This is a genomic window from Nonomuraea sp. NPDC049504 (genome assembly GCF_040676845.1).
Classification (GTDB): domain Bacteria; phylum Actinomycetota; class Actinomycetes; order Streptosporangiales; family Streptosporangiaceae; genus Nonomuraea; species Nonomuraea salmonea.
Genome location: NZ_JBFAPT010000009.1, coordinates 54,540 through 78,534 on the forward strand (window position 1 = coordinate 54,540; position 23,995 = coordinate 78,534).

The 23,995-nt window shown below is 71.8% G+C and carries 22 protein-coding genes; 11 read left to right on the plus strand and 11 right to left on the minus strand.

The window, feature by feature from the left end; genetic code table 11:
- The first annotated feature begins 70 nt into the window (after positions 1 to 70).
- The gene (locus AB0K28_RS18675; RefSeq protein WP_345389806.1) at positions 71 to 304 is read left to right on the plus strand and encodes a DUF3107 domain-containing protein; all 234 of its coding nucleotides are present in this window, start codon (positions 71 to 73) and stop codon (positions 302 to 304) included.
- 1,120 nt (positions 305 to 1,424) lie between these two features.
- Here AB0K28_RS18675 and AB0K28_RS18680 read toward each other — a convergent pair.
- Complete coding sequence (locus AB0K28_RS18680) at positions 1,425 to 2,069, minus strand: ferritin-like fold-containing protein (RefSeq protein ID WP_364371308.1); 645 nt, start codon at positions 2,067 to 2,069, stop codon at positions 1,425 to 1,427.
- A 351-nt stretch (positions 2,070 to 2,420) separates the two neighbouring features.
- Here AB0K28_RS18680 and AB0K28_RS18685 point away from each other — a divergent pair, with 351 nt between their 5' ends.
- The 3 genes from AB0K28_RS18685 (at position 2,421) to AB0K28_RS18695 (ending at position 6,602) form a co-directional block, all read left to right on the plus strand.
- A complete protein-coding gene (locus AB0K28_RS18685; protein WP_364371311.1) occupies positions 2,421 to 4,418 on the plus strand; it encodes a DEAD/DEAH box helicase in 1,998 nt (665 codons plus the stop codon).
- A gap of 380 nt (positions 4,419 to 4,798) precedes the next feature.
- Positions 4,799 to 5,689, plus strand: coding sequence for an alpha/beta hydrolase (locus tag AB0K28_RS18690; RefSeq protein ID WP_345389812.1), 891 nt, complete (start codon positions 4,799 to 4,801; stop codon positions 5,687 to 5,689).
- Positions 5,690 to 5,702: 13 nt separating this feature from the next.
- Positions 5,703 to 6,602 carry an oxygenase MpaB family protein gene (locus tag AB0K28_RS18695; RefSeq protein ID WP_364371314.1) on the plus strand — a complete coding sequence of 300 codons (900 nt, stop codon included), beginning with the start codon at positions 5,703 to 5,705 and terminating at the stop codon, positions 6,600 to 6,602.
- Positions 6,603 to 6,681: 79 nt separating this feature from the next.
- Here AB0K28_RS18695 and AB0K28_RS18700 read toward each other — a convergent pair whose 3' ends face one another.
- From AB0K28_RS18700 to AB0K28_RS18710, 3 genes are all read right to left on the minus strand, one after another.
- Positions 6,682 to 7,521, minus strand: coding sequence for a PD-(D/E)XK nuclease family protein (locus AB0K28_RS18700; RefSeq protein ID WP_364371317.1), 840 nt, complete (start codon positions 7,519 to 7,521; stop codon positions 6,682 to 6,684).
- A 63-nt stretch (positions 7,522 to 7,584) separates the two neighbouring features.
- A complete protein-coding gene (locus AB0K28_RS18705) occupies positions 7,585 to 8,301 on the minus strand; it encodes an MBL fold metallo-hydrolase (RefSeq protein ID WP_364371320.1) in 717 nt (238 codons plus the stop codon).
- 52 nt (positions 8,302 to 8,353) lie between these two features.
- Entirely contained in the window at positions 8,354 to 8,980 is a 627-nt protein-coding gene (locus AB0K28_RS18710) for a DUF6758 family protein (RefSeq protein ID WP_345389824.1), read from the minus strand.
- A gap of 74 nt (positions 8,981 to 9,054) precedes the next feature.
- Between AB0K28_RS18710 and AB0K28_RS18715 the strand changes: the two genes are divergently transcribed.
- On the plus strand, positions 9,055 to 9,453 hold the full coding sequence (locus AB0K28_RS18715; protein WP_364371323.1) for an NUDIX hydrolase: 399 nt from the start codon (positions 9,055 to 9,057) through the stop codon (positions 9,451 to 9,453).
- A 4-nt stretch (positions 9,454 to 9,457) separates the two neighbouring features.
- On the opposite strand, the gene AB0K28_RS18720 is transcribed toward AB0K28_RS18715, so the two are convergent.
- Together AB0K28_RS18720 and AB0K28_RS18725 are read right to left on the minus strand one after the other, a co-directional pair.
- A complete protein-coding gene (locus tag AB0K28_RS18720; RefSeq protein ID WP_364371326.1) occupies positions 9,458 to 12,466 on the minus strand; it encodes a hypothetical protein in 3,009 nt (1,002 codons plus the stop codon).
- A 345-nt stretch (positions 12,467 to 12,811) separates the two neighbouring features.
- Positions 12,812 to 13,783, minus strand: a complete 972-nt coding sequence (locus tag AB0K28_RS18725) for a CPBP family intramembrane glutamic endopeptidase (RefSeq protein WP_364371329.1) — start codon at positions 13,781 to 13,783, stop codon at positions 12,812 to 12,814.
- A gap of 99 nt (positions 13,784 to 13,882) precedes the next feature.
- Here AB0K28_RS18725 and AB0K28_RS18730 point away from each other — a divergent pair, with 99 nt between their 5' ends.
- Positions 13,883 to 14,599: a hypothetical protein gene (locus AB0K28_RS18730; RefSeq protein WP_364371332.1), complete on the plus strand. Its 717-nt coding sequence runs from the start codon at positions 13,883 to 13,885 to the stop codon at positions 14,597 to 14,599.
- On the plus strand, positions 14,596 to 15,141 hold the full coding sequence (locus tag AB0K28_RS18735; RefSeq protein ID WP_364371335.1) for a DUF6529 family protein: 546 nt from the start codon (positions 14,596 to 14,598) through the stop codon (positions 15,139 to 15,141). The genes AB0K28_RS18730 and AB0K28_RS18735 overlap by 4 nt, the downstream gene beginning before the upstream one ends.
- Here the strand turns inward: AB0K28_RS18735 and AB0K28_RS18740 are convergent.
- Positions 15,131 to 16,063, minus strand: coding sequence for a CoA ester lyase (locus AB0K28_RS18740; protein WP_364371338.1), 933 nt, complete (start codon positions 16,061 to 16,063; stop codon positions 15,131 to 15,133). The two genes, AB0K28_RS18735 and AB0K28_RS18740, sit on opposite strands and share 11 nt — an antisense overlap.
- Positions 16,064 to 16,110: 47 nt before the next feature.
- Here AB0K28_RS18740 and AB0K28_RS18745 point away from each other — a divergent pair, with 47 nt between their 5' ends.
- Positions 16,111 to 16,509, plus strand: a complete 399-nt coding sequence (locus AB0K28_RS18745; protein WP_364371341.1) for a hypothetical protein — start codon at positions 16,111 to 16,113, stop codon at positions 16,507 to 16,509.
- A gap of 7 nt (positions 16,510 to 16,516) precedes the next feature.
- Here the strand turns inward: AB0K28_RS18745 and AB0K28_RS18750 are convergent, their stop codons facing one another.
- The gene (locus tag AB0K28_RS18750) at positions 16,517 to 17,464 is read right to left on the minus strand and encodes an EamA family transporter (protein WP_364371344.1); all 948 of its coding nucleotides are present in this window, start codon (positions 17,462 to 17,464) and stop codon (positions 16,517 to 16,519) included.
- 96 nt (positions 17,465 to 17,560) lie between these two features.
- Here AB0K28_RS18750 and AB0K28_RS18755 point away from each other — a divergent pair, with 96 nt between their 5' ends.
- The 3 genes from AB0K28_RS18755 to AB0K28_RS18765 all read left to right on the plus strand — a co-directional run bounded on the left by AB0K28_RS18755 (position 17,561) and on the right by AB0K28_RS18765 (position 20,577).
- Positions 17,561 to 18,772 carry a CBS domain-containing protein gene (locus AB0K28_RS18755; protein ID WP_345389848.1) on the plus strand — a complete coding sequence of 404 codons (1,212 nt, stop codon included), beginning with the start codon at positions 17,561 to 17,563 and terminating at the stop codon, positions 18,770 to 18,772.
- Positions 18,762 to 19,286, plus strand: coding sequence for a DUF1003 domain-containing protein (locus tag AB0K28_RS18760; protein WP_345389851.1), 525 nt, complete (start codon positions 18,762 to 18,764; stop codon positions 19,284 to 19,286). Before AB0K28_RS18755 ends, AB0K28_RS18760 begins: the two co-directional genes overlap by 11 nt.
- A 154-nt stretch (positions 19,287 to 19,440) precedes the next feature.
- Entirely contained in the window at positions 19,441 to 20,577 is a 1,137-nt protein-coding gene (locus tag AB0K28_RS18765) for a P-loop NTPase (protein WP_364371348.1), read from the plus strand.
- Positions 20,578 to 20,645: 68 nt separating this feature from the next.
- Here AB0K28_RS18765 and AB0K28_RS18770 read toward each other — a convergent pair whose 3' ends face one another.
- The 3 genes from AB0K28_RS18770 to AB0K28_RS18780 all read right to left on the minus strand — a co-directional run bounded on the left by AB0K28_RS18770 (position 20,646) and on the right by AB0K28_RS18780 (position 23,994).
- Positions 20,646 to 21,011, minus strand: coding sequence for a sec-independent translocase (locus AB0K28_RS18770; RefSeq protein ID WP_364371351.1), 366 nt, complete (start codon positions 21,009 to 21,011; stop codon positions 20,646 to 20,648).
- A gap of 321 nt (positions 21,012 to 21,332) precedes the next feature.
- Complete coding sequence (locus tag AB0K28_RS18775; RefSeq protein ID WP_364371354.1) at positions 21,333 to 23,300, minus strand: trypsin-like peptidase domain-containing protein; 1,968 nt, start codon at positions 23,298 to 23,300, stop codon at positions 21,333 to 21,335.
- Positions 23,301 to 23,466: 166 nt separating this feature from the next.
- Positions 23,467 to 23,994 carry a zf-HC2 domain-containing protein gene (locus AB0K28_RS18780; RefSeq protein WP_355424404.1) on the minus strand — a complete coding sequence of 176 codons (528 nt, stop codon included), beginning with the start codon at positions 23,992 to 23,994 and terminating at the stop codon, positions 23,467 to 23,469.
- Position 23,995: the final 1 nt, after the last annotated feature.

A 23,995-nucleotide genomic window follows, 5' to 3' on the forward strand; every position in this document is an offset into this window, starting at 1 on the left:
TCATTCGTCGTTTTCGGGGGGCCGACCGGCCACGATGAAAGTGAGCCAGCCCGTCATCTAGGGAGCCACCATGGAAGTCAAGATCGGCGTACGCTCCGTACACCGCGAACTCGTTGTCGAGACCGACCTCTCCGCCGACCAGGTGGAGCAGGAGATCAGAAACGCCCTGTCCGTCGATCGCGGCGGCGTGTTCGCCCTGACCGACGTCAAGGGCAGGCGAGTCGTGGTGCCGGTGGCCTCGCTCGGGTTCATCGAGATCGGGGAGGACGAGTCCCGCCCCGTCGGTTTCGGCGGCACGCTCTAAGTCTGTACGCGAAGGGTACGGCCGCCCGAGCCGTACCCTTCCCGACTCCATCGCTCGCCGCTTCGCAGGCCGCACGTGCCTGCCGCATCGGGCATGCCGGCCGGCAGGGTGCGTCCGATGCGCGGGGCCGGCCGTAGGCCGGGTTCGCCCTGGGCCGTCCTCTGCTCGTCCCGGCTCCCCTCACGCAGACCGACGGCCTCGGGCCACGGCACGATCGCCGCGGCCACGACGGCTGTCCGGCGCATGCGGGGACGTCGGCCGAAGCCGCTCACGGATGGACCCTTCGCCCGTCATGCGCAGGGTCGGCCCAGCCGCCTCCGTCGATCCGGTCAGCGGGCGGCGACCGTACCGTTCAGCCCGGCCGCCGGAAGACGGTCCGGTGCGGCCGGATCGGTTGCCGGGTGACAGTCCGATGCGGTCTGTCCGGTTGTCGGGTGGCGGGCCGGTGCGGCCGGATCGGTTGCCGGGTGACAGTCCGATGCGGTCTGTCCGGTTGCCGGATGGCGGTCCGGTGGGGTCGGTCGGGGCACCGGGTGGTGGTCAGGTGCGGGGGGAGCGGCGGAACAGGCAACCGCGGGGGCGGCGGGGGCGGGGGACACAGGCCCGGCCCGGCTCCGCAGCCGGACAGGCCGCGCTCTCCCTTCGCAGCACAGCGCGGGATACCCAGCGGTTCGGCCCACATCTCGTCAAGGAACTGCCGTAGCGGCGCGAGGCCCTCATGTCGGCACGGTACAACCCTTCCGCGCCGCGTGCCGCCGGTTAGCGCAACCCCACCTCCCACAAGTCACCCAACCCTCCCGAAATCCCCCACCCGCCCAATCCCCACCACCCTTTCGACCCACTTCCTAGGGGTCGAGAAGGCCCAAACGCCCCCACCCCACGCCGCCGGGGTAGCTGGCCGGTGAGCCGGGTGCACGTCAGGGACCGACCCTTGAAGTTCCGGACGGCCACGCGAACCACCGCACAGAAGTGCGGGCGGTCAGGCCGGAACCCCCACCCAGAGATGCCGGGCGATCACGCGGAACTCCGCCCAGAAGTGCGGGTAGCCACGCCGGAACTCGCACCTCCAAGTGCGGGCTGGGCGCGAGAGGCGGTGTCGGGGGGGCGGTGGGGTGCGGGGTCAGATGCCCAGGGCGGCCATGCGTTTGTTGTGGGCCTCCGTGAGTTTGGCGAAAAGGCGGGAGATGTCGGCGTGTTCCTCGGCTTGCGACTCCATCAGCAGCAACGCCAGCTCGGGACGGGCCGAGGCCACCTGCTGGCCCTGGCTCAGAGCCTCGCCCACCAGGCGGCGGGCCCACAGGGCGAGGCGGCCGGCCGCCGTCGGGTCGGCGGCGATGCCGGCCCGCACCCCCTCCACCGCGAAGCGGGAACGTTCCTCGTCCACCAGGACCTCGTCGACCAGGGAGGCGATGGAAGGGTCGAGGTGGCGGGCGGCCTCCCGGTAGAAGTCGAGCGCGATGCCCTCGCCCACGTACGTCTTGACCAGCGCCTGCAGCCAGTCGGCCGGCCGGGTCTGCGCGTGCCAGGCGTCCAGCGCGTCCACGAAAGGCGACATGGCGTCGTCGGGATCGGCCCCGAGCTCGGCCAGCCGGTCGCGCAGGAGGCGGAAGTGGGCGTACTCGGTGACGGCCAGCTCGCTGAGCGCCGCGCGGTCGGCCAGCGTGGGTGCCAGCGTGGCGGCGTCCTCGGTCATGCGGGCGTACGCACTGAGCTCCGCGTACGCCAGCACACCGAGCAGGTCGACGACTCCAGGAGACTCCTTCATGGAAGGCAGCGTACTTCGGCCAAATCTCGGGAATATACGCAAGCTCTGTCAGCGTTGTGGTATCGAGTACACTGCTCTGTGAAAGTGCGACCGCACTGTGTTAATTCGGGTTGATGACCCGATTACCCCCGATTCCCCGGGTGCGCGGTCGCTGATGACGCGAGAGGGCTGGCTCTACCGCGAGGACCCACGACACGGGGGCTGTTTTCCGCCCGTCGGTCCCGGCAGGCCCGCCTTCATTTGAGACTGAGGCAGGCCACGCTGACGACTTTCCGAGACCTCGGAGTCACACCAGAGATCGCCGATGCCCTCGAGACCGAGGGCATCGTCACACCGTTCCCCATCCAAGAGATGGCACTCCCGCTCGCGCTGAGCGGCCAGGACCTGATCGGTCAGGCACGCACGGGCACGGGAAAGACCTACGCGTTCGGCATCGCGATGCTGCAGAGCATCGGCAAGCCGCGCAAAAACCGCAAGAAGCCCCGCGGGCTGGTCGTCGTACCGACCCGCGAGCTGGCCGTACAGGTCAGCGAAGACCTCGTGACCGCCGCGGGCAAGCTCGGCTCCCGAGTTCTGACCGTGTACGGCGGCCGCGCGTACGAGCCGCAGATCGAGGCGCTCAAGGCGGGCGTCGACGTCATCGTCGGCACCCCGGGCCGGCTGCTCGACCTGGTCAAGCAGAAGCACCTCGACCTGAGCCAGGTCACCTCGCTCGTGCTCGACGAGGCTGACCGGATGCTCGACCTGGGCTTCCTGCCCGACATCGAGCGCATCTTCAAGCTCATCCCGGCGCAGCGGCAGACGATGCTGTTCTCGGCCACGATGCCGGGCGAGATCGTCTCGCTGTCGCGCAAATACCTCAACCGTCCGACGCACGTACGCGCGGAGCTGGAGAGCGGCGAGGGTGAGACCACGCCGCAGGTACGCCAGATCGTGTGGCGCACGCACCGGATGGACAAGATCGAGATCGTCTCCCGCCTGCTGCAGGCGGATGGCCGCGGGCTCACGATGGTCTTCTGCGAGACCAAGCGGGCCTGTGACATGGTCGCCGAGCAGCTCGACACGCGTGGTTTCGCGGTCGCGGCAGTCCACGGCGACCTCGGTCAGGGCCAGCGGGAGCAGGCGCTGCGGGCGTTCCGCAACGGCAAGATCGACGTGCTGGTCGCCACCGACGTGGCGGCGCGCGGCATCGACATCGACGACGTCACCCACGTGGTCAACTACGACTGCCCCACCGACGACAAGACCTACGTGCACCGCATCGGCCGCACCGGCCGGGCCGGGCGCACGGGCATCGCGGTCACGTTCGTGGAGTGGGAGGAGCTGACCCGCTGGAAGATGATCAACCAGATGCTCGGCCTGGAGTTCGCGGAGCCCGAGGAGACCTACTCGACCTCGCCCCACGTCTACTCCGAGCTCAACATCCCCGAGGGCACCAAGGGTGTGCTGCCGCACGCCAGCCGGTCGCGGGCGGGGCTGTCGGCCGAGCGCATCGAGGACCTCGGTGAGACCGGCCGGATCCGTACGCGTGGCGGGCGGCGCAAGGACGAGCGCGAGGAGCGTCCCGCCCGTACGCCGCGCCAGCGCCGCCGTACGCGCGGTGGCAAGGAGCTGGCAGAGACCGCATCCGTCGACAGGCCGGAGGTCGAGCCCGTGGACAGCCCCCCGAACAGCCCCGTGAACGACAGCGCGGAGGAGACTCCGGCGATCTTCACGACGGACGAGATCGAGGCCGCGGGCGAGTCCAGGCGCGCACGTACGCGCAGGGGCGCCGCCTCCACGGCCATCGAGCAGGCGCTCGCCGACGCTCCCGAGGCGCCGGCCAGGCGCACCCGGGTCCGTCGCAGCGCCGCCGAGGCGGAGGAGGTGGCGGAGGCGCCCAAGCGCACCCGCGTACGCCGTCCCGCCGAGGCGGTCACCGAGGAGTCGGAGGCGCCGGCGCGGCGCACGCGGGCCCGCAGGGTCGCCGCCGAGCCGGAGACGGTCGAGGCCGCTGCGCCGGTCGCCGAGCCGTCCGGGTCGCGTGAGGCTTCCCGTCAGGTCGCTCCCGCGAGCGAGCCGGTGCGGGAGCAGCCGCGTGAGGCCGCCCGCGAGCAGGTGGAGGAGCGCAGGGCCGCGCCCGAGTGGTCCGACCCCGAGCCGAGCTTCATGGCGACGCCGCCGGCCCCGGCACCGCGAAAGGAGCCGGAGCGGATCATCCCGCCGAGCCCGTTCGCGGTGATCTTCCAGTCACCCGACCTGGCCACGGACGACGACGACATCGCGCCGTCGGCCGCGACCGAGCGCAAGCAGCAGCGCCGCCAGCCCCGTGGCGGCGGTGGCGGCGGCAACCGCCGCCGCGCCGGCTGACCCGCACGCACCGAGGAAGGCGCGCACCCCGCAGTGGGTGCGCGCCTTCCTCGCGTCCGGGCCCTCCGACGGGAACGGGCTCACCCGGCGGCATGCCTTCGGCGCGTTCGGGGAGCCGAAGGGCGCCTTCCGCGCGCCCGAGGGCGGCCAGGGAGGGCGTGTGCGGGGCTGTGGGGGACGCTGGCGTGTTCGGGTGCGGTCAGTGGTGGGTGGGAGGCTCTCAGGGCTGTGGCGGGCTGTGGGGGCGTTTCAGGAGCGGGTACGGCGCTTTTCGTCCCAGCCGGGACGATCCGGGCATTCGGCGCAAGCGATCAGGACTCGCACCGGCGTCATCGGCATGCCGGTGTCGAGGCGCTGACCTCTGGGTATTGTTGCCCCACGTGAGTACGCCGCGATTCCTCGACCTGCCTCCTGGCGTTGCACCACAGAAGATCGAGACGCCACAGGGCACGTTCGCGGCCCTGGAGGCGGTGCCGGTCAGTGGTGTGGTTGAGCGCTGGCCCGCGCTCCTGGTCCCCGGGCTGACGGGCAGCAAGGAGGACTTCATCGCGGTCCTGATGACGCTGGCCCAGTCGGGCCGCCGGGTGGTGGCGATCGACCTGCGCGGCCAGTACGAGACCCCGGGCCCCGACGACCCGGGCGCCTACACGTGCGCGGCCCTGGGCGCCGACGTCGACGCGCTGGCCCAGGTGGTGGGCGACGGCGACCCGGTCCACCTGGTGGGCCACTCGTTCGGCGGCCTGGTGGCGCGGGAGGCGGTGATCGACGGGCGGACGAAGTTCGCCTCGTTCACGCTGATGAGCTCGGGCCCGGGCCCGATCGAGGGCAGGCGGGCCAACGCCGGCAAGAAGATCATGGAGGAGGCCCCGACGCTGGGCCTCGAACATGTGTGGCGCTCCAGGTTCGAGCCTGAGGCGCTGGCCGACGACGTGCCCGACGACATCGTCGGCTTCCTGCGCAAGCGGCTGCTGGCCAACTCCCCCGTGGGGCTGTCGTGCATGGCCGAGCAGGTGCTGACGACGCGTGACCGTACCGACGAGCTGCGCGAGATCGAGATCCCCACCCTGGTCCTGTACGGCGAGCACGACGACGGCTGGCCCCCCGACGCGCAGTCGGACATGGCGGCCCAGCTCGGCGCCGACTGCGTGGTCGTGCCTGGCGCGGTGCACTCCCCCGCCGTCGAGGCGCCGGAGACGACGGCGGCGGCGCTGGTCAGGTTCTGGAACGCGGCCGAGAAGCACTTTTTGGACACCAGGTCCAGCGCCGTGTAATCCTTCGTTCACTATGACCGACCTCGTCGTTCAGCCGCCGCGGAGCGCCACCTGGCAGGTGCATCTCGACCGGTCGATGTGGGTGGGGGGCGTACGCGGCCTGATGTTGCAGGCGCTGCACCCGCTGGCGATGCTCGGCGTCTGGCAGAACTCGAACTTCCAGGACGACCCGTTCGGACGGCTGCGGCGCACGGCCGACTTCGTGGGGCGGGTGACGTTCGGCAGCCCGGAGGAGGCCGACGAGATCGGCCGCCGGGTGCGCGGCATCCACAGGACGCTGCGCATCCGCGACCCCGAGACGGGCGGGACGCACCGGGTGGACGACCCCGAGCTGCTGCTGTGGGTGCACTGCGCGGAGGTGTCGTCGTACCTGGAGGTGGCCAGGCGCGGCGGGCTCGGGCTCACCGAGCGGCAGGCCGACCGCTACCTGCGCGAGCAGCGCACGAGCGCCGGGTACGTGGGGCTGCACCCCGAGGACGTGCCGGGCTCGTGCGCGGAGCTGGCGGCCTACTTCAAGCAGGTACGCCCTCAGCTGCGGGTGACGCCGGAGGCGGTGTCGGCCGTGCGGTTCCTGCTGTGGCCGAAGCTGCCGCGCGAGCTGCGCCTGCTGTCACCCGGTAAGCCGGTCTACTTCCCGTTCGGCGCACTGTGCTACTACACGCTGCCCGGCTGGGCCAGGCGGATGTACGGCCTGCTGCCCGAGGTGCCGCAGGCCACGGTGACGGCCGCGCTGAAGACGTTCAGGCTGGGGCTGAACTCGCTGCCCGAGCCCGTGCACGACCTGGCCTTCATGCCGGCCACGCGCCGCATGTTGCAGGGCGCGCGGGAACGCCTCGGCGCGGCGGGCTACGACGTCGGCAAGGGACTCAAGGGCCTCACCGACCCCCGCCGCTGGCCCAAGACCGCCGCCTGAGCCCGACGCACGCCCAGCAGCCGGCACAGCGGGCGTCGCAGCGGGCGTCGCAGCGGGCGTCGCAGCGGGCGGCGGCGGGTCATTCGGCGAGGCCGTCCCAGGGCTGACGATCAGGGCCGGCCGCCTGGCCTTCGGGGCAGTGGCGGCGGAAGTCGCACCAGGAGCAGATGGGCCCGGGGTTGGGCGCGAACAGCTTGTCGACGTCGGCGGGCACCTGCGCGGGCCCGACCGGCTGCCGGTCGGCGGGCGCGCGACGGGCGCCCCGCGGCGTGGCGACGGCCTCGCGGTAGCGGTCGTCGGCCTCGGCGGCCTCCATGGCCATCTCTTCCGCGCGCGCGATGTGGCGGGCCAGCGACTCTTCGGTGTGGCGCCACTCGACGATCTCGCCCGTTGGCAGGTGGTGCAGCTCGACCGTGCGGCACGGGGTGCGCATCATGGTCGACGCGGCCACGGCGTAGGTGGCCAGGGCCAGCGAGGAGCGGGCGTCGTCCTGGGTGAGCGGGCGGCGGCCGGTCTTGTAGTCGACGACCACCAGCTCGTCACCGCGCCGGTCGAGGCGGTCGATGCGGCCGGACAGCGCGATGACCTTGGTCCGCGTGGCGACCGTGCGCTCGACGCCGACCGGGTCGTCCGAAGGATCCAGAGTCGCGACATATCCGGACACGAGGTCGCGGGCCCTGCCCAGCCACCGCCCCGACTGCTCGGCGTCCCTGAACCCCTCGGTGATCCACCCGTTGGTCAGCAGGACGGCGGCCGTCAGCGGCGTGCGGCGCTCGTACGGCTCGCGCCACCACCCCGCCAGCGCGTTGTGGACGCTCGCGCCCACGCTGTTGTGCGCCCACGCCGGGCCCTTGGAGGGCTGCGGCCGGTCCAGATAGGTGAACCGGTAGCGGCGGCGGCAGTCGAGCCAGGTGTTCAACCGCGACGGCGTGCACGAATAGAGCCGCCGCGGCATCCCTTCGAGCGGAAGCTGCCCCTGCACCTAGTCGTCGCCCGGGCTGAGCGAGATGCCGGAGATCTTGGTGCCGTCGCTGAGCGGCCCCTCGCTCTCGGGCTCGGTGGTGCTCCTGGTCAGCGAGCCGGACACCCAGTCGTCGAAGTGCGGCTCCAGGTCGCCGACCGTGACCTCGTCACCGTGGACGGGCAGCACCCGCGTCTCGGCCGGCAGCGTGAACAGCCGCCCGCCGATCGAGGTGAGCTGGTCGGCCAGGGCTGGGTATTCGCCGCCCAGCTTGCCGGGGCCGTCGGCCTGCAGGGCCTTGCCGGTGAAGACGGCCTTGAGACCCTCGGAGTAGAGCGACACGCCGCCGGGCGTGACTCCGGGCGTCTCCATGACGTCGAGCTGGACGTCGGCCACCTCGAAGACGCCGTCGTCCTCCATGTCGATGTCGGGCCAGGTCTCCCGCCAGGTCTCCCGCCACAGGGGCTTGTCCTTGGGGTGCAGGGCCACCACGGCCTCGTCCCTGCTGGCCACCTCGATGGCCGCGGAGACGTGGTCGGGCAGGCCCGCCGTGCAGATGACGGCGAGCACCTCGCGCTCGCCCACCTGCTCCAGGATCTTCTCGGCGTCACGCGCCGCGTCGATGACGATGACCTCGTCGTCGTCACCCACGATCCAGGTGTTGTTCTCGACCTTGTGCTCGGTGCCGTCGATCTCGACGACACCCTCGGTCACCACTCGCTCGATACGCGCTGTCACGCCTCCGAACTCTAGCCCGTCTGCCTGGCAGAGCGAATCTCGATCGCGCGTCCTAATCCTCAAGTCTGGGTGAGAACGCCCCGAACGGCACATCCAGGTCGTGGTCACGGGCGTCGATCAGGGACAGCTCGGCGAGCGCGATCACACATCCGGCGTCCGCCGGCCAGGCGATGGCCCACAGCCAGTTGCCCATGGCCTCGCCCGCGTACACGGCTCGGTCGTCCTGGCCGTCCACGCACCACAGCGCGGTGGGATGGCCGAGTACGGCGATCTTCGCGTTGGGCGGCCCCGCGTCGAACCCCTCGCCGGGGTCGGGCCCGTCGAGGCCGGCGAACCCCGCGCCGATGCCGACGCCCGGCTCCTCGGCCACGATGATCAGGTCGGCGGGCCCCTCCATCAGCGAGGGCCCGCTCAGCGCCACCAGGCTGGCGCGCCCTCCCGTACGCTGATCGCCCACCTCCCCGAACCCCGTCACCAGCCATCCGGCGGGCAACGGCCAGGGCAGCCACACGGGCACGACCGAGCTCTTGCGGATCGCCTCCAGCGCGGTGCTGGTCGGCGGCCACGGAGGCTGGTACGGCAGGACGTCACCGTGCGTGTCGCATCGATACGCACTCGACCAGGCGCTCGGCCCGTGAAGCGGGCCAAAACACCGCGGGCAGGTTGGAGCCGCTCTCACAAGTACCCACGGTGCGTTCTCCGGTACGGCCCCGTCAAGACCGCTCCTCGTTATCGCGTCGTAATCTTGGTCATGTGCGCGTAAATTGTGTCGGAGCGATCATTTTCGACGGCTCTGACCGGCTGCTGCTCGTCCAGCGCGGTCATCCGCCCGGCATGGGGTCGTGGTCGATCCCCGGCGGCCGCCTGGAGCCCGGCGAGACGGACGAGGCGGGGCTGCGGCGCGAGGTGCTGGAGGAGACCGGGCTGCGCGTGCGGGTGGGCCGCCTGGCCGGCACGGTGGAGCGGCCCGGGCCCGGCGGGGTGACGTACGTGATCCGCGACTATCTCGCGACCGTCGCCGGCGGCGTCGCCAGGGCCGGTGACGACGCCGCGGACGTGCGCTGGTGCGGCCGCGCCGACCTGGCGCGGCTACCGCTGACCGAGGGCCTGCTGGAGTCGCTGACCGAGTGGGACGCGCTCCCCCGGGTCTGATCCTCTACCTGCTGGACGTGAGGCTGGAGGTCCACAGGATCAGGTGGTCCGCGTCGTACGTCGTGGACCGCCCGAGCGCCACCACCTCCGTGCCCGCCACCGCCACCGCCGACAGCCACTGCGCGCCCTGACCGGCCAGCCGGTCCTTGGTGAGCTCCATGCGGCTCCAGGCCAGCCCGTCCTGGGACGTCCAGGCCGCGCTGTCGCCCTCGCCCTGCGTGCCGTGCCAGCCGACCGCCACCAGGCCCTCGTCGGCCGCCGCGAGGTCGTAGACTCCGGCCGCGCGCTCGGCGGGCAGCCAGGTGGTCTGCCAGCTCTCGCCGTCGTCGTCGGAGACCGCGGCGAACGCCCGGCGCGCGCCGTCGGCCGGCGCCGTGCCGATCGCGACGAGCCTGCCCTGGTGCACCACGATCCGCCGGAGCCCCGCGGACGTGGCGCCGGGTGGCGCCGCGGGCTCGCGGGCCCGCCAGTTGAGTCCGTCCTCCGAGTGCCAGACCACGGCGTCCTCGCGGTCGCCCGTCCCCTTGCCGCCGACCGCCACGAACCCGTCGCCGACCGCGACCACGTCGTGGACGCGGACGCCTGCGCCGCCCTGCGGCAGCTTCTCCGAGCGCGTGTACTTGCGCGTGTCGGGCGTGAACCACATCGCCGCGCCGGTCACGCCCGCCTGGTCGCGCGCCTCGCCGGCCACCACGTAGCCCTTCTTGCCCGCGGTGACGACGTGGGTCCGCAGGTAGGGGTCGTTCTGGGGGCGGGCCAGGTCGCCGGTGACGTTCACCCGCTTCCAGTTCTCGCCGTCCTGCGAGGTGACGAGGAGGGGGTCGGTGAGCGAGACGTTCGTCTGGGTTCCGCCGACGGCGAGCCAGCCGCGGGCGCCGTGGGCGACGTCCTCCAGGGTCTGCCGGCCGGGGCCGCCCAGGCTCATCGACTTCCAGCTCTGCCAGTTCCTGATCGTCCACAGGCCGGCGTCGCCCGAGGCCGAGCCGACGGCGACGTACCTGCCGTCGTACGCGGCCAGCGCGTTGGTCTCGCGGGCCATCCTGGTCAGGCCCTCGACGTCGCCGAGGCGTACCTGTGTGGCGGACCCGCGCTGCGGCGCGGCCATGAGCACGAGCTGGTTGTCCACGTCGGACGCCGCCCGGTCGCCGCCCGCGAACAGCGTGCCGCCCTCCGCGATCGTGAACCCGCGCAGCGTCGCCCCCGTCAGGTCACCGAGGTCGGCCCGCTTGTCCCAGTCGCGCCCGTCCGAGCTGGTCAGCACCGAGTAGCCGCCGATGCCGGCCGGCGCGATGGCCGCCACGCCCGACGGGTACGCGATCAGCGACTCCACGCCGGTGCTCGCGGCGTCGAGGCCGCGGATGGAGCCGCACTGCGACCACTGCGCGCCGGTCGGCGAGCAGTAGACGCGGACGTCCCCCTCGACCGTCCGCCGCCGTGTCGGCACCAGCACGAACCGCTCGGGCAGCGCCGCCACCGTGCCCGCCCGTGGGTCGGCCGCCTCGGGGAGCTGGAAGCCGGTCGCCTGCCAGGCGCGACCGCCGTCGGCCGATCGGAGCACCCGCGATCCCTCGCCGTCCGCGGGTACTCCGATGGCCACGACCGTGTCGCCCTTGGCCACGACGGCCCTGAGCTCACGGACGCCTGGCTCGCTCAGCTCGGCGCGCTCCCAGGCGGCGCCGTCGGCCGAGCGCCACGCCGCCGGGGCCGTGCCGCCACCAGGGCCGCCGCCCGCGCCCCTGGTGCGGCCGACCGCGACGAAGCCGGACTTCGTGCGCGCGATGTCCGCGATCTGGTCGCCATCCTTGAAAGCGCCGAGGCGCGATGACGGCACGGCCGTCCAGCTGTAGCCGTCGGTGCTGGTCCACAGGCCGCGCTCGCCGGTGGTCTCGTCGCCGCCGCTGGCCAACCAGCGCCCGTCGCCGCCGACGACCCGGCGTACGGTGGGGGTGGCCGAGGTGCCGTTGACCTGGCCGAGCTGCCAGCGCTTGCCGCCGTCGGGCGAGAACAGGAAGAGCGGGCGCGGGGTCGGGCTGGTCGTGTCGCTGCCGACCGCCACCACCGCCTTGCCCACCGAGGTCATGTCGTTGAGCTTCTGGTTGACGCCGTCGCCCGCGGCGGGGACGGTGAACAGCTCGTCGCCCGACCGCCCCGTGCCCGCCTCCAGGCGCAGCGCGGGGGCCTCGTCGCCGGCCCACTGCCACACCAGCACGCCGGTGGCCACCAGCATGGCGGCGGCCACGGTGAGCACGACGGGGACGGCCCTGCTGCCCCTGCGCACCGGCCCCGCGCGGCGGATCGCGGACGGCGCCGGGCCTCTGTGGTGGCGTCCGCCCTGCGGGCGTGCGGGGCCGGCCGCGACCAGCAGGTCGGGACGGGTCGGGCGGCCCGCCGGTGGGCGTCCCACCCGCCGCACCTCTTCCTCGCCGCTCTCCTGCTCGGGCGGGGTGTCACGCGACGGGATCGGATAGACCAGCCGGTACGGCGGCGGCTCACGGTCCGCACGAGCACCGGCCTCACCGCCGGACAGCGGCGGACGGTCCGCACCCCGCGCCTCGCCGCCGGACAGCGGCGGACGGTCCTCACCTCGCGCCTCGCCGGCGGATAGTGGCGGACGGTCCTCACCCCGCGTCTCGCCGGCGGAGAGTGGCGGACGGTCCTCACCCCGCGTCTCGCCGCGCCCCTGGGCGGGAGCGTCCTGGGCGGGGGCCTTCTGGACGGGAGAGTCCTGGGCGGGAGCCTCCTGGACGGGCACGCCGGGGGCCGCGGCCAGCGGCTGGGTGGCCTCGCCTGGGCGGCGCTCCTGGCCGGACTGCTCCCGGCCCGGCCGGCTCTCCTGGCCTTGCTGCTCCCTGCTGAGCGGGCCGCCGGCGACCAGCTTGTCCGGCCGGTTGACGACGCGGCGCGGCCGGCGGCGCGGCTCCACGTCGGGCTCGGCCGTCGGCGAGCTGTACGGCCGCCGTCCCTTGGGCGGCTCGGGCTCCTCGTCGGGGATGGGGGCGGCGAAGGGCGGCATGCCCCACGGAGAGGCCAGGGGCAGCCCTCTGGCCCGATCGTCGGTGGGACCGGGCGGCGAATGGCTGATCCTGGGTTCTTCGGCAGGCGGCTGGGGGTCGGACGATCCCTCGGTACGGGGCTCGTCGTCTTCCGGCGATCGCCGTGGCGGTTCGCTGGGGCCGGAGGCCACGCGCCGTACCTCCTAGTCGGACTAGTCGTACAGGTCGTTCCAGGCCGCTGTCGCGGACCGTTCCAGGGAGGTCCGGGCGGGAGCCCTCGCCGTCCCTGACAGCATCCAGACCAGCATGACTCAGCCGGAATAGCGAGACCTCTCTAGCGAGATTCCCCGCACCTTCCGCCCGATTTATTGCGAAATAGTGCTAATCGACCGCTTTTTGGCTAGATACATCACACCAAACGCATACACCCCGAGCTGCACCACGGTTCCCGCCAACGCCTGCCAGGGCACCGGCGTCTTAGCCTGATCCAGGGCGTCCTGGAGCTGGCCCGCGGCGGCGCTCATGCTGAAGGCGATGACGTTGTTGAGCACGTGCAGCGCGATCGCCGCCTCCAGCCCTCCGGTACGCACGCTCAGCCACCCCATGATCGCCCCGAACGCGAACACGTCGACCAGCCCGGCCCACGAATAACCGTGCACCGAGGCGAACAGCACCGCTCCGATGAGGATCGACCAGACGGGGTTGCGCACGTGGGCGCCGACGGCTTGGATGAACCAGCCGCGGAACATGTACTCCTCGGCCGCCGCCTGGAAGGGCACCAGCAGCACGATCACGACGAGCAGCGGCAGGAAGACGTCCCATCCGGCCCAGCCGAACAGCTCGGTGTCCAGGCCGGCCGAGGACAGCACGGCGTACTGAGCGAGCTGCCCGAGCACCATCGCGAGCAGCCCCAGCGCCGCGCAGCGCAGCAGCCACGTCCAGCGCAGCCGCCCGGCCACGGACGACAGCGTCCCAGGAGGGCGCCGCTGGACGAGCGCCGCCGTGCCGAACACCAGCGGCAGCACGAGCGCGAGCCCGAGCAGCGTCATGGCCAGCCCGGTGGGCGTGCCCTTCGGCACCCCGTTCGGCAGGAACGGCTGCGGCAGGCCGAACAGGGTCGTCACGATGGAGAACGCCAAGACCACCACGACGTTGATGAGCACGAACGCGACCGCCACGATGATCGTGCCGACGATCGCCTGCCACGGCCGCGTCGCGGGGTTCCTCGCCAGGTGGTCGTAACGGGCCCCGCGCGGGATCGGCAGGAACCAGGACGGCTGCGGAGGCGGATACGGATAGCCGCCGTGCGGAAATTGGGGCCCTGGTTTCTCCTGCATCTCCCTATTCTGTCCGCCCCATGCGCAATAGTTCACAGACGGGGCCGGAATTTAGGCGGATGCTCAGAGCCATAGACATTTCGACCCTGGGAGCAGTCCATGTCGTCACGGCTGGGACCTGTCATCACCCTCACGACGGGCGCGGTGCTCGCCGTGGGGCTGGGTGTCGCCAGCATCACCGCGGCACCGGCGGCGCAGGAGGCCGCCAATACGCGTACGAACACCGCCACTGAGGCGCCCGCCGCCGAAGCGAGCGCACCTGAGGAGAGCGCCGCCCCGGCGTCGCCCTCCCCCACGGCCACCGAGCCGAAGAAGATCGAGAAGGCCGACTACGGCGGCCGGGTCAAGGGCAACGGCGCCCTGATCGCCATCTCCATCAGGAACGGCAAGGCCGTCGGCTACTTCTGCGACGGCCGCACCGAGGCCTGGTTCAAGGGCTCGGGGACGGCCGGCGAGCTGCGGCTCAAGGGCGTCGCCAACGCCCGTTCCACGGTCAAGGCGGAGCTGGGCGGCGGACGGGCCGAGGGCACGGTCACGGTCGCCGGCAGACGCTGGACCTTCGAGGCGCCCACCGTGGAGAAGCCGTCGGGCCTCTACCGGGCCACCGCCATCGTCAGGGGCGCGCGGTTCCGGGCCGGCTGGATCATGGTCAGGAACCCGGCCGGCGGCTACTACCAGGTCGGCGCCGCGTTCGCGGGCGAGGAGCAGCTCGACGTCCCCGAGCTCGACAGCGGGCAGCCGACCGCGCCCATCACGGTCGAGGGCACGACCGTCTACCCCAAGGACGCCGACTCCTTCGTCGAGGAGATGCAATGACCGCCATCCCCCAGCGGCCCTCCCGCGGCCTGACCCCGTTGCTGGTGCCGCTGCTCGCGGGCGGCCTCGTGGTGCTCGCGCTCGGCGTGTACGGCCGCGCGCACACGCCGACCGGTTTCGCGGTCGGCGTGGCCGGCTTCTCCGGCGCGCTGACGATGAAGGTGTGGCTGACGACGGGCGCGTTCGTGCTCGCGATCGTGCAGGTCGTCTCGGCGCTGTCGATGTGGGGCAGGCTCGGGGTCACCATCCCGCCCGGCGTGCACCGCTGGTCGGGACGGCTGGCGTTTCTGCTCACGATCCCGGTCGCCTTCCACTGCCTGTACGCGCTCGGCCTGCAGTACGACGTGCCGAGGGTGCTCGCCCACTCGCTGCTCGGCTGCTTCTTCTACGGCCTGTTCACCGCGAAGATGCTGGCCCTGCCCAAGCAGGGCACGCCGGGCTGGACGCTGCCGGTCTTCGGCGGGCTGGCGTTCACGGCGCTGGTCGGGCTCTGGCTGACCTCGTCGTTCTGGTTCTTCACCGCCATCGGCATCAAGGTGTGAACCGTTTCGTCCTGCTCAACCCGGCCGCCCGCCCCTTGGCGGCCACGACGAGCGCCATCTTCCTGCTGGCCTCGTCGATCATCTCGTCGCCCAGCATGACCGCGCCGCGCTTCTCCACGGTGGTGTAGTGCTCGTACGCCTCCAGGATGAGCTCGGCGTGGTCATAGTCCTCCTGCGACGGCGAGAACACCTCGTTGGCCGCGTCGACCTGCGCGGGGTGCAGCACCCACTTGCCGTCGAAGCCCAGCGCCGCGGCGCGCATCGCGACCCTGCGGAAGCCGTCGACGTCCTTGATCTGCAGGTAGGGGCCGTCGATGACCTGCAGGTCGTGCATCCTCGCGGCCATCAGCAGCCGCATGAGGATGTAGTGGTAGGCGTCGCCCTCGGCGTAGCCGGGCGGCTGCTCGCCGACGACGAGCGTGCGCATGTTGATGGAGGCCATGAAGTCGGCCGGGCCGAACACCAGCGTCTCCAGCCGTTTCGACGACCCGGCGATGGCGTCGGCGTTGACCAGGCCGCGGGCGTTCTCGATCTGCGCCTCGATGCCGATGCGGCCGACCTCGTAGCCCATGGTCTTCTCGATCTGGGTGAGCAGCGTGTCGAGCCAGACGATTTCGGTGGAGTCCTGCACCTTGGGCAGCATGACGCAGTCGATGAAGTCCCCCGCCCCCTCCACGACCTCGATCACGTCGCGGTAGGTCCACTGCGTGGTCAGGTCGTTGACCCTGACCACCCGCGTCTTGCCGGCCCAGTCGCCCTCGCGCAGGGCGGCGACGATGTTGACCCGCGCCTCCTCCTTGGCGAGCGGGGCGACGGAGTCCTCCAGGTCGAGGAAGACCTCGTCCACGGGCAGGGTCTGGGCCTTCTCCAGGAACCGGGGGTTGCTGCCTGGCACGGCGAGCACCGAACGTCGTGAGCGCATGCGCTCAACCTACTCGTGGCCTGCTTTCTGCGGTTACAGTCGTGCTTGTGAGCGAGCAGCCTGTGAGCACCGTGCCGGCCGCGGCCGTCGAGGAGGGGGCGAAGAAGTCGGGCATCCTCTGGCTCGCCCTCGACCGTCCGCGCCTGGCCTGGCACGCCTGGCACGACGGCGCCGTCTACCTCGTCTCAGGCGGCGCCGAGCAGCAACTTCCCGGTCTTGAGTCGCTCGACCGGGTGCGGGTGACGCTGCGCAGCAAGGACAACGGGGCGCGGCTCGCGGAGTTCGAGGCGACGGTCGAGGCAGTCGATCAGACCGCGGCGGACGACGCGGTGGCCGACGCGGTGGCGGTGCTCGCCAAAGAGCGGCTCAACGCCCGTGACACCGAGCACCTGGCCGAGCGCTGGGCCCGCGAGTCCACCGTCTGGCGCCTCACCCCGCTGCTCTGACCTCCTATTACGGGGTCACAGGCACCGGCTCTGGCTCCGGCCCGAGCTCCGGCTTGGTGGCCGCGGTGGCGGTCTGGGCGAGCAGCGCGCCGCCGATCACGATGAGCCCGCCGAAGATCTGGAACGCGCCGAGCGTCTCCCCCACCAGCGCCCACGCCACGACGGCGCCGAAGATCACCTCCAGGGACGCCACGGTCGCGCCGACCGCGGCCGACAGCCGCCGCACGGCGTTCACGCCCAGGATGTACGCGACCACGGTGGCGACGAGCACCATCCACAGGTACGCCCCCAGGACCGGCAGCGCGAACCCGCCCTCGGGAGAGGCGGTGGCCGTGAAGGCGCTCCAGGGGATGTCCCACGGCCGGGCAAACGGGATCAGCACCACGGCCGCCCCCGTCATGCCCCACGCGATGAGGCCAAGAGGGTCGATCTCATCGCTGAAGCTATCGTTCATCAGGAAATATCCGGCGCAGCACGCCCCGGCCAGCAGGCCGAGCAGCAGGCCCAGCGCGTCCAGGCGCAGCCCCTGCCACGCCTCGACGACGATGCCGAGCCCCACGACCGCGACGACGGCGCCCACGTACGCGGCCCTGGCCAGGCGTACCTTGCGGATGACCCGCACCCACGCCACCACCATCACCGGCGCCATGAACTCCAGCAGCAGCGCGATCCCCACCGGCAGCCGGGTGATCGCCACGAAGTAGAGCGCCTGCACGCCGGCGACGGCCATGATCGCGTACAGGCCGACGAAAGGCATCATGGAGCGCGGGATCCGCAGCGCGCGGGGCCGCACCAGGGCCAGCACGGCCACCAGCAGCAGCCCGGCGCCCGCCATGCGCGTCCACACCGCCTCGATCGGCGCCAGCCCGGCCGCGATGAGGTATTTCGCCATCGGCCCGGAGAACGCGAAACAGCACGAGCTCACGAACGCGAGCGCCAGCCCCGCATACCTCATCGCACACCACCTGCAGCGTAATCACCGTTTAGCAGGTTTGATACTGACACGTACCGCGTCCCTGGCGCAACGGAGCCCCGCTGTTAGCCTGGCCACGTGAAGATCTTCGTGGCCCGCCTGCCGGGGACCCCGGTCTTCGACCCGGCGGGCGACCAGATCGGCCGCGTCAGGGACGTCGTGGTCGGGCTGCGCATCGGCCGCCGGCCCACCGTCCACGGGTTCGTGGTGGAGGTGCAGCCGCGCCGCCGCGTCTTCCTGCCCATCACCCGCCTGGTCCGCATCGAGGCCGGCTCCGTCGTCTTCACCGGGCGGCTCAACATGCGCAGGTTCGAGCAGCGCGCCACCGAGACGCTGGTCATCGGCGAGATGCTCGACCTCACCGTGACCGTCGAAGGCCAGCCGATGACCGTCTACGACGTCGCCATGGAGGAGATCAAGCCGTCCGTCTGGGAGATCACCAAGGTCGCCGTCTACAAGCGCAGGCGGCGCGACCCGCGCATCGTCGCCTGGCAGGAGGTGTCCGGGTTCGACACGCTGCAGAAGGACCAGGGCGCCGCCGGGCTGATCGCCGCGTTCGAGTCCCTGCGCGCCGCCGACATGGCCAGCGCCCTGCACGACCTGCCCAGCAAGCGCCGGCTGGAGATCGCCCGCGCGCTCAACGACACGCGCCTCGCCGACGTGCTGGAGGAGCTGCCGCCCGACGACCAGATCGGCATCCTCAGCATCCTGGAGCCCGAGCGGGCCGCCGTCGTCCTGGAGGAGATGGGGCCCGACGACGCCGCCGACCTGCTGCACGACCTGCCCGACCAGCAGGCGGCCCAGCTCCTCGCGCTGATGGAGCCCGAGGAGGCGGAGCCGGTGCGGCGGCTGCTGACGTACCCGGAGACCAGCGCGGGCGGCGTGATGACCAGTGAGCCCGTCATCCTGCCGCCCACCTCCACCGTCGCGGAGGCGCTCGCCCACATCAGGCAGCAGGACCTCACGCCCGCCGTAGCCGCCCAGGTCTACGTCACCAGGCCGCCCACCGAGACGCCGACGGGCACGTACCTGGGGGTGGCGCACTTCCAGCGGCTGCTGCGCGAGCCGCCGTCCACGCTGCTCGGCGGCGTGCTCGACCCCTCGATCGACCCGATCAAGCCGGAGTTCACGCTGCGCGAGGTCACCTACTACCTGGCCAACTACAACCTCGTGGCGGCGCCCGTCGTGGACGAGCTGGGCCACCTGGTCGGGGCCGTGACCGTGGACGACGTGCTCGACCACATGCTGCCCGAGGACTGGCGGGAGAGGGACGACGAGGATGACGACTGACCGGCTCGACCAGCCGCGGGCGCTGCGCCGTACGCTGCGGCCCCACTACGACCCGGAGGCGTTCGGGCGGCTGTCCGAGCGCATCGCCCGCTTCCTCGGCACCGCCCGGTTCATCGTCTACATGACGGTGTTCGTGTCGGTCTGGGTGTTGTGGAACGTGTTCGCGCCGCCGCACCTCAAGTTCGACCCGTACCCGTTCATCTTCCTCACGCTGATGCTCTCGCTGCAGGCGAGCTACGCCGCGCCGCTCATCCTGCTCGCCCAGAACCGCCAGGACGACCGCGACCGCATCCAGTACGAGCAGGACCGCGAGACCGCCGAGCGCAACCAGGCCGAGATCGAATACCTGACGCGCGAGATCGCCGGGCTGCGCCTCGCCATCAACGACGTGGCCACCCGCGACTACCTGCGCGCCGAGATGGGCCGGCTGCTCGACGAGCTGAAGGACACCGTCGCCGCGAGTCCAGGGGCCGCGCAGGACGGCCGTTCGTCGCGCACGGGGCACGCGGAGTAACCTTGAGACGCTGTTGCACAGACATCTAACAGTGCGGATTAACCCGGCGAGGCCGCTGGTTCATACCATGGAGGGGCATCCTCACCGGCGTCCCAGCGCCTGTCACACATAGACCGACTAAGGAGGGACGGCACTCCCTCGTGCCGAGACTTCGATGGCACCTACCCAGGAACTCGTGACGGCCGCGCTGTCCACCGTCATCGACCCCGAGATCCGTCGCCCGATCACGGACCTCGACATGGTCAAGAACATCGAGATCGCTCCCGACGGCTCGGTGCGCGTAGGCGTCTACCTCACGGTGGCCGGCTGCCCGATGAAGGACACCATCAGCCGCGACGTCACCGCCGCCGTCGCCAAGGTCGACGGCGTGACCGGCGTGCAGATCGAGCTCGACGTGATGAGCGCCGAGCAGCGTAAGACCCTGCAGACCAAGCTCAGGGGCGACCGCGGGCCCGAGAAGGAGATCCCGTTCAACCAGCCGGGCTCGCTCACCCGCGTCTTCGCGGTGGCCAGCGGCAAGGGCGGGGTCGGCAAGTCGTCCGTCACGGTCAACCTCGCCGCCGCCATGGCCTCCAACGGGCTCAAGGTCGGCATCGTCGACGCCGACATCTACGGCCACAGCATCCCCCGCATGCTGGGCGCCGCCGAGCGGCCCACCAAGGTCGAAGACATGATCATGCCGCCGGTGGCCCACGACATCAAGGTCATCTCGGTCGGCATGTTCAAGCCGCCGGGCAACACGCCGGTCGTCTGGCGCGGCCCCATGCTCGACCGGGCGCTGCACCAGTTCCTCGCCGACGTCTACTGGGGCGACCTCGACGTCCTCCTGCTCGACCTGCCGCCCGGCACCGGCGACATCGCCATCTCGGTCGCCCAGCGGCTGCCGGGGGCCGAGATCCTCGTCGTCACCACGCCCCAGATGGCCGCCGCCGAGGTCGCCGAGCGGGCCGGCTCCATCGCGGCGCAGACCCACCAGCAGATCGCCGGCGTCATCGAGAACATGGCGTGGCTGCCCTGCCCCCACTGCGACGAGCGCATCGCCGTCTTCGGCGAGGGCGGCGGCCAGACCGTCGCCGACGCGCTCACCCGCACGCTCGGCGCGCGCGTGCCGCTGCTCGGTCAGGTCCCCATCGACATGCGGCTGCGCGAGGGCGGCGACGAGGGCAAGCCGCTCGTGCTCACCGACCCCGACTCGCCGGCCGCGGCCGAGCTGCGCACGATCGCCGACGGGCTGAGCAAGCGCTCCTCCAGCCTCAAGGGCATGCAGCTGGGCCTCGCCCCGCGCCGCTGACCCTCACCCACGTCGGGCCCGCTCCCAGATTGCTCTGGGCGGGCCCGATGCGCGTCTGTGGGGGTCTGTCAGGTCGCTTCCGAGTCGTACGGGGGGATCTCGCCGAAGCCCAGCTCATCGACCGGCTCGGGCGTGTACGTGGCCGCCGCCGGCTCCAGCTCCTTCGGCTTGCCCTGGTTGTTCCAGTCGTCCTCGAGGTCGTCGAGGAGATGCTTGCGGACGAAGTTGCGCGGGTTGAGGTCGGCCGGGTCGAAGTTCTGGAACTCCGGGCCCAGACCGGCGCGCAGGTCGTCGCGCGCGCTGTTGGCCATCCGGCGCAGGTTGCGCAGGGTCTTGCCCGCCTGCGCGGCGGCCTGCGGCAGTTTTTCGGGACCGAAGACGAGCAGCGCGATCACGATCAGCGCTCCGATCTCCATCCACCCGAGTCCGAACACCGTGAGCTCCTACCGCAGTCCAACCTCTCCGAGGACAACCCCGGCCTATCCACAGACTAAGGGCTCCCGGCCGTGCCCGAGTCGCCCCCCCAGCCACAAATCCCCCAGCCCGCGAAAAGATCACCCACCCAGCACGAACACCAACGCGCCGAGATCGGCACCAGCGCATGCGGGCAAGGACGCGCGTGGCGGCCGGATGGGCCGGCGAGACCGACGCCACTCCCCACTTCTTCGGGCCGCGCCCCAAGAAGCGGGACGGGGTGCTGAGGGCGTCGGCCGGGGTTGTCTTCCGCTCGACGCCCTTGCTCGATCAGCGCGCTGTCAGGAGGGCGTGGGGGCGGGCTCGTCGTCCGCCACGACGGTCAGGGTTGCGGTGCGGTCCTGGCCGTCGCGCTGGTACTTGACCTTGATCTTCGAGCCGGGCTCCTTGCTGCGGATCAAGGCGATGAGCTCGTTGCCGTCCTGGAGGGTGAGGCCGTCGATCTCCAGGATCACGTCGCCGGCCTTGAGACCGGCCTTGTCGGCGGGGCCGCCGGGGGTGACCGGCTGCTGGCCGGCCGCCGGTTCGGTGGCGATCTTGACGCCCTGGCCCCTGAAGTCCTTCTCCAGGACGATGCCGATCTTCGGACGCTTGGCCTTGCCGGTGGTGATCAGCTCTTCCGCCACCCGCCGCGTCTGGTTGACCGGGATCGCGAAGCCCAGCCCGATGCTGCCGCTCTGGCTGGTCATCGACCGGCCCAGGGTGGCGATCGCGGAGTTGACCCCGACGACCTCGCCCTTGCCGTTCACCAGCGGACCGCCGGAGTTGCCCGGGTTGATGGCGGCGTCGGTCTGGATGGCGCTGATGTACGCCGGCTCCTCGCTGCTGGTGCCGGTGTCGTCACCGGCGATGACCGGCCGGTTGAGCGAGCTGACGATGCCGGTCGTGACCGTACCGGTCAGGCCGAGCGGCGAACCGATCGCGATGACGGGGTCGCCCACGACGACCTGGTCGGAGTTGCCGAGCGTGATCTCCGGCGTCCCGAACGTCTCCTCAGGCTTGACCACCGCCAGGTCGGAGCCGGGGTCGCGGCCGACGATACGGGCCGTGGTGGTCTTGCGGTTGTTGAACATGATCCGGATCTCGCCGCCCTGTGCGGCCAGCGCGACGACGTGGTTGTTGGTGACCACGTAGCCGTTCTTGATGAGGAAGCCGGAGCCCGAGGCGCCCTCGGTGTTGCTGCCGTTGCCGACCTCCAGCGAGACCACGCTGGGCAGCACCCGGGCGGCCACGCCCGCGACGGAGTCGGGCGCGCGGTTGGTGGCGCCGGTGGGCAGCGGGCCCAGGCTGTAGGAGGGGTCGTTGGCGCTGCTGCTCGGCCGGGTGAGCAGGTAGGTGCCGACGCTGCCGAGCAGGGACGCCACCAGCGCGATGACCAGGGCCATGGCGATCAGGAACCCGGTGCGCGGCCCGCGGCCCGCGGCGCTCCCGTCCTTGCCGCCGGGCGGTGGCGGGGCCCAGCCGGGGCCCATGCCCATGGCCTGGCGCGGGGGCGGCGGCTGGGGCGGCCCGCCGTAGGAGTCGCCGTACGCACCGCCGCGCGGTCTCCCGTAGCCCGGGCCTTCGCCGGACGACCCGAACGGCGGCCCCTCGTACGAGCGGGCGCCCCCGTCGGGTGAGCCGAAGAACGGGCCGTCATAGGCCCGCGTGTCCCCGTTGGGCGGCCCGAAGGACGGCCCAGAGGATGGCCCACCTGGCCCACCGGAACCGGGCGGCCCGAAGGAGGGGCCGGAGGAGGGGCCGGAGGAGTCGGGCGGCCCGAAAGAGGGGCCGCTGGAAGGGCCGGAGGAGTCCGGCGGGCCGAAGGACGGCCCGGAAGAGTCGGATCGGCCGAAAGACGGGCCAGAGGAGGGCCCGGAAGAGTCGGGCGGGCCGAAGGAGGGGCCTTCGTGGGAGCGGGTCTCCGCGTCGGGCCGTCCGTAGACGGGGCCGTCGTAGGAGCGGGAGCCGGCGTCAGGGCGGCCGTAGGCAGGGCCTTCGTGGGAACGGTCCGGGGGGCCGAACGACGGCGCGCCGTACTGCGACCCCGTGCCCAGCGACCCCGTGCCCTGCGGCCCTGCCCCGCCGTACGGCGGCGAGCCGGAGCCCCCGGGGCGGCCTGACGGATCGCCCCACGACGAGCCGAAGGATGCGGGCGGCTCCGACCGCTGCTCGGACCGGTCGTCCGCGGGCAGGAAGTCAGGCCGCCCCTGTGGCTCGGGGGAGTCCGACGGTGTGCGTCCTTCTGCGGACCGCGTCTCGTCGGTCATCTAAGTCTCACCACTCCTTGGCTCGGCCACCGCAAATCCGGGCTCTTGCGGCATACGAGTGATCTAAAGCTTTTGTCAGGACTTGCCTGTGACAATTCCCGAACCCAGATCGTATGCCCGCTCCGCCGCCGACTACGCCAACCGCTTGCCCCCGGCATTGCCGAGGTCAGGGTGTGGCAGTAGCGGGGGCGTTCGTAGGCGTAGTACGGGCCTGCTGCTGGAACAGTTCAACAGGCGGAGCCGGGTTGTTCTGCCCGACTCCGCTCACGGCGAAGAAGGTGCCGAGCGCCACGGCCGCCGAGACCACGCCGACCGCGACATAGGTGTTGCGCCGCCTACTGCCACGGCCAGGCCCCGAAGCCCCGCCACCGGCGTCGCGGCGCGGCCGGTTGTCGAGCGGCGCGATGGTGTGCGGCCCCGGAATGGGCACTCCCCCGAACGTACGCGTGGGGAAAGGGCGCTCCCTCGGCGGCAACGGCCCGCCCGGCTCCGCCATGCGGAGCAGGGACATCGTCAGGTCGGCCGGCATCGCCGGCGTCTCGAGCGAGCGCAGACGGGACTTGAGCGCCCGCACCGACTCGACCTCGCGACGACAGTCAGCACAGAAAGTCAGATGAGCCAGCGCACGCTCGCGCTCGGTGTGGCTGAGCTCTCCGTCGACGAGCGCGGATGCGCGTTCTCCCAGATGAGCCATG

Excerpts from the sequence above, each read along its gene's own strand:
- AB0K28_RS18675 (WP_345389806.1), top strand. The coding sequence starts at position 71 with ATGGAAGTCAAGATCGGCGTACGCTCCGTACACCGCGAACTCGTTGTC.
- AB0K28_RS18680 (WP_364371308.1), bottom strand. The coding sequence starts at position 2,069 with ATGAAGGAGTCTCCTGGAGTCGTCGACCTGCTCGGTGTGCTGGCGTAC.
- AB0K28_RS18685 (WP_364371311.1), top strand. The coding sequence starts at position 2,421 with ATGGCACTCCCGCTCGCGCTGAGCGGCCAGGACCTGATCGGTCAGGCA.
- AB0K28_RS18695 (WP_364371314.1), top strand. The coding sequence starts at position 5,703 with ATGACCGACCTCGTCGTTCAGCCGCCGCGGAGCGCCACCTGGCAGGTG.
- AB0K28_RS18720 (WP_364371326.1), bottom strand. The coding sequence starts at position 12,466 with ATGCCGCCCTTCGCCGCCCCCATCCCCGACGAGGAGCCCGAGCCGCCC.
- AB0K28_RS18725 (WP_364371329.1), bottom strand. The coding sequence starts at position 13,783 with ATGCAGGAGAAACCAGGGCCCCAATTTCCGCACGGCGGCTATCCGTAT.
- AB0K28_RS18730 (WP_364371332.1), top strand. The coding sequence starts at position 13,883 with ATGTCGTCACGGCTGGGACCTGTCATCACCCTCACGACGGGCGCGGTG.
- AB0K28_RS18735 (WP_364371335.1), top strand. The coding sequence starts at position 14,596 with ATGACCGCCATCCCCCAGCGGCCCTCCCGCGGCCTGACCCCGTTGCTG.
- AB0K28_RS18740 (WP_364371338.1), bottom strand. The coding sequence starts at position 16,063 with ATGCGCTCACGACGTTCGGTGCTCGCCGTGCCAGGCAGCAACCCCCGG.
- AB0K28_RS18750 (WP_364371344.1), bottom strand. The coding sequence starts at position 17,464 with ATGAGGTATGCGGGGCTGGCGCTCGCGTTCGTGAGCTCGTGCTGTTTC.
- AB0K28_RS18760 (WP_345389851.1), top strand. The coding sequence starts at position 18,762 with ATGACGACTGACCGGCTCGACCAGCCGCGGGCGCTGCGCCGTACGCTG.
- AB0K28_RS18765 (WP_364371348.1), top strand. The coding sequence starts at position 19,441 with ATGGCACCTACCCAGGAACTCGTGACGGCCGCGCTGTCCACCGTCATC.
- AB0K28_RS18775 (WP_364371354.1), bottom strand. The coding sequence starts at position 23,300 with ATGACCGACGAGACGCGGTCCGCAGAAGGACGCACACCGTCGGACTCC.
- AB0K28_RS18780 (WP_355424404.1), bottom strand. The coding sequence starts at position 23,994 with ATGGCTCATCTGGGAGAACGCGCATCCGCGCTCGTCGACGGAGAGCTC.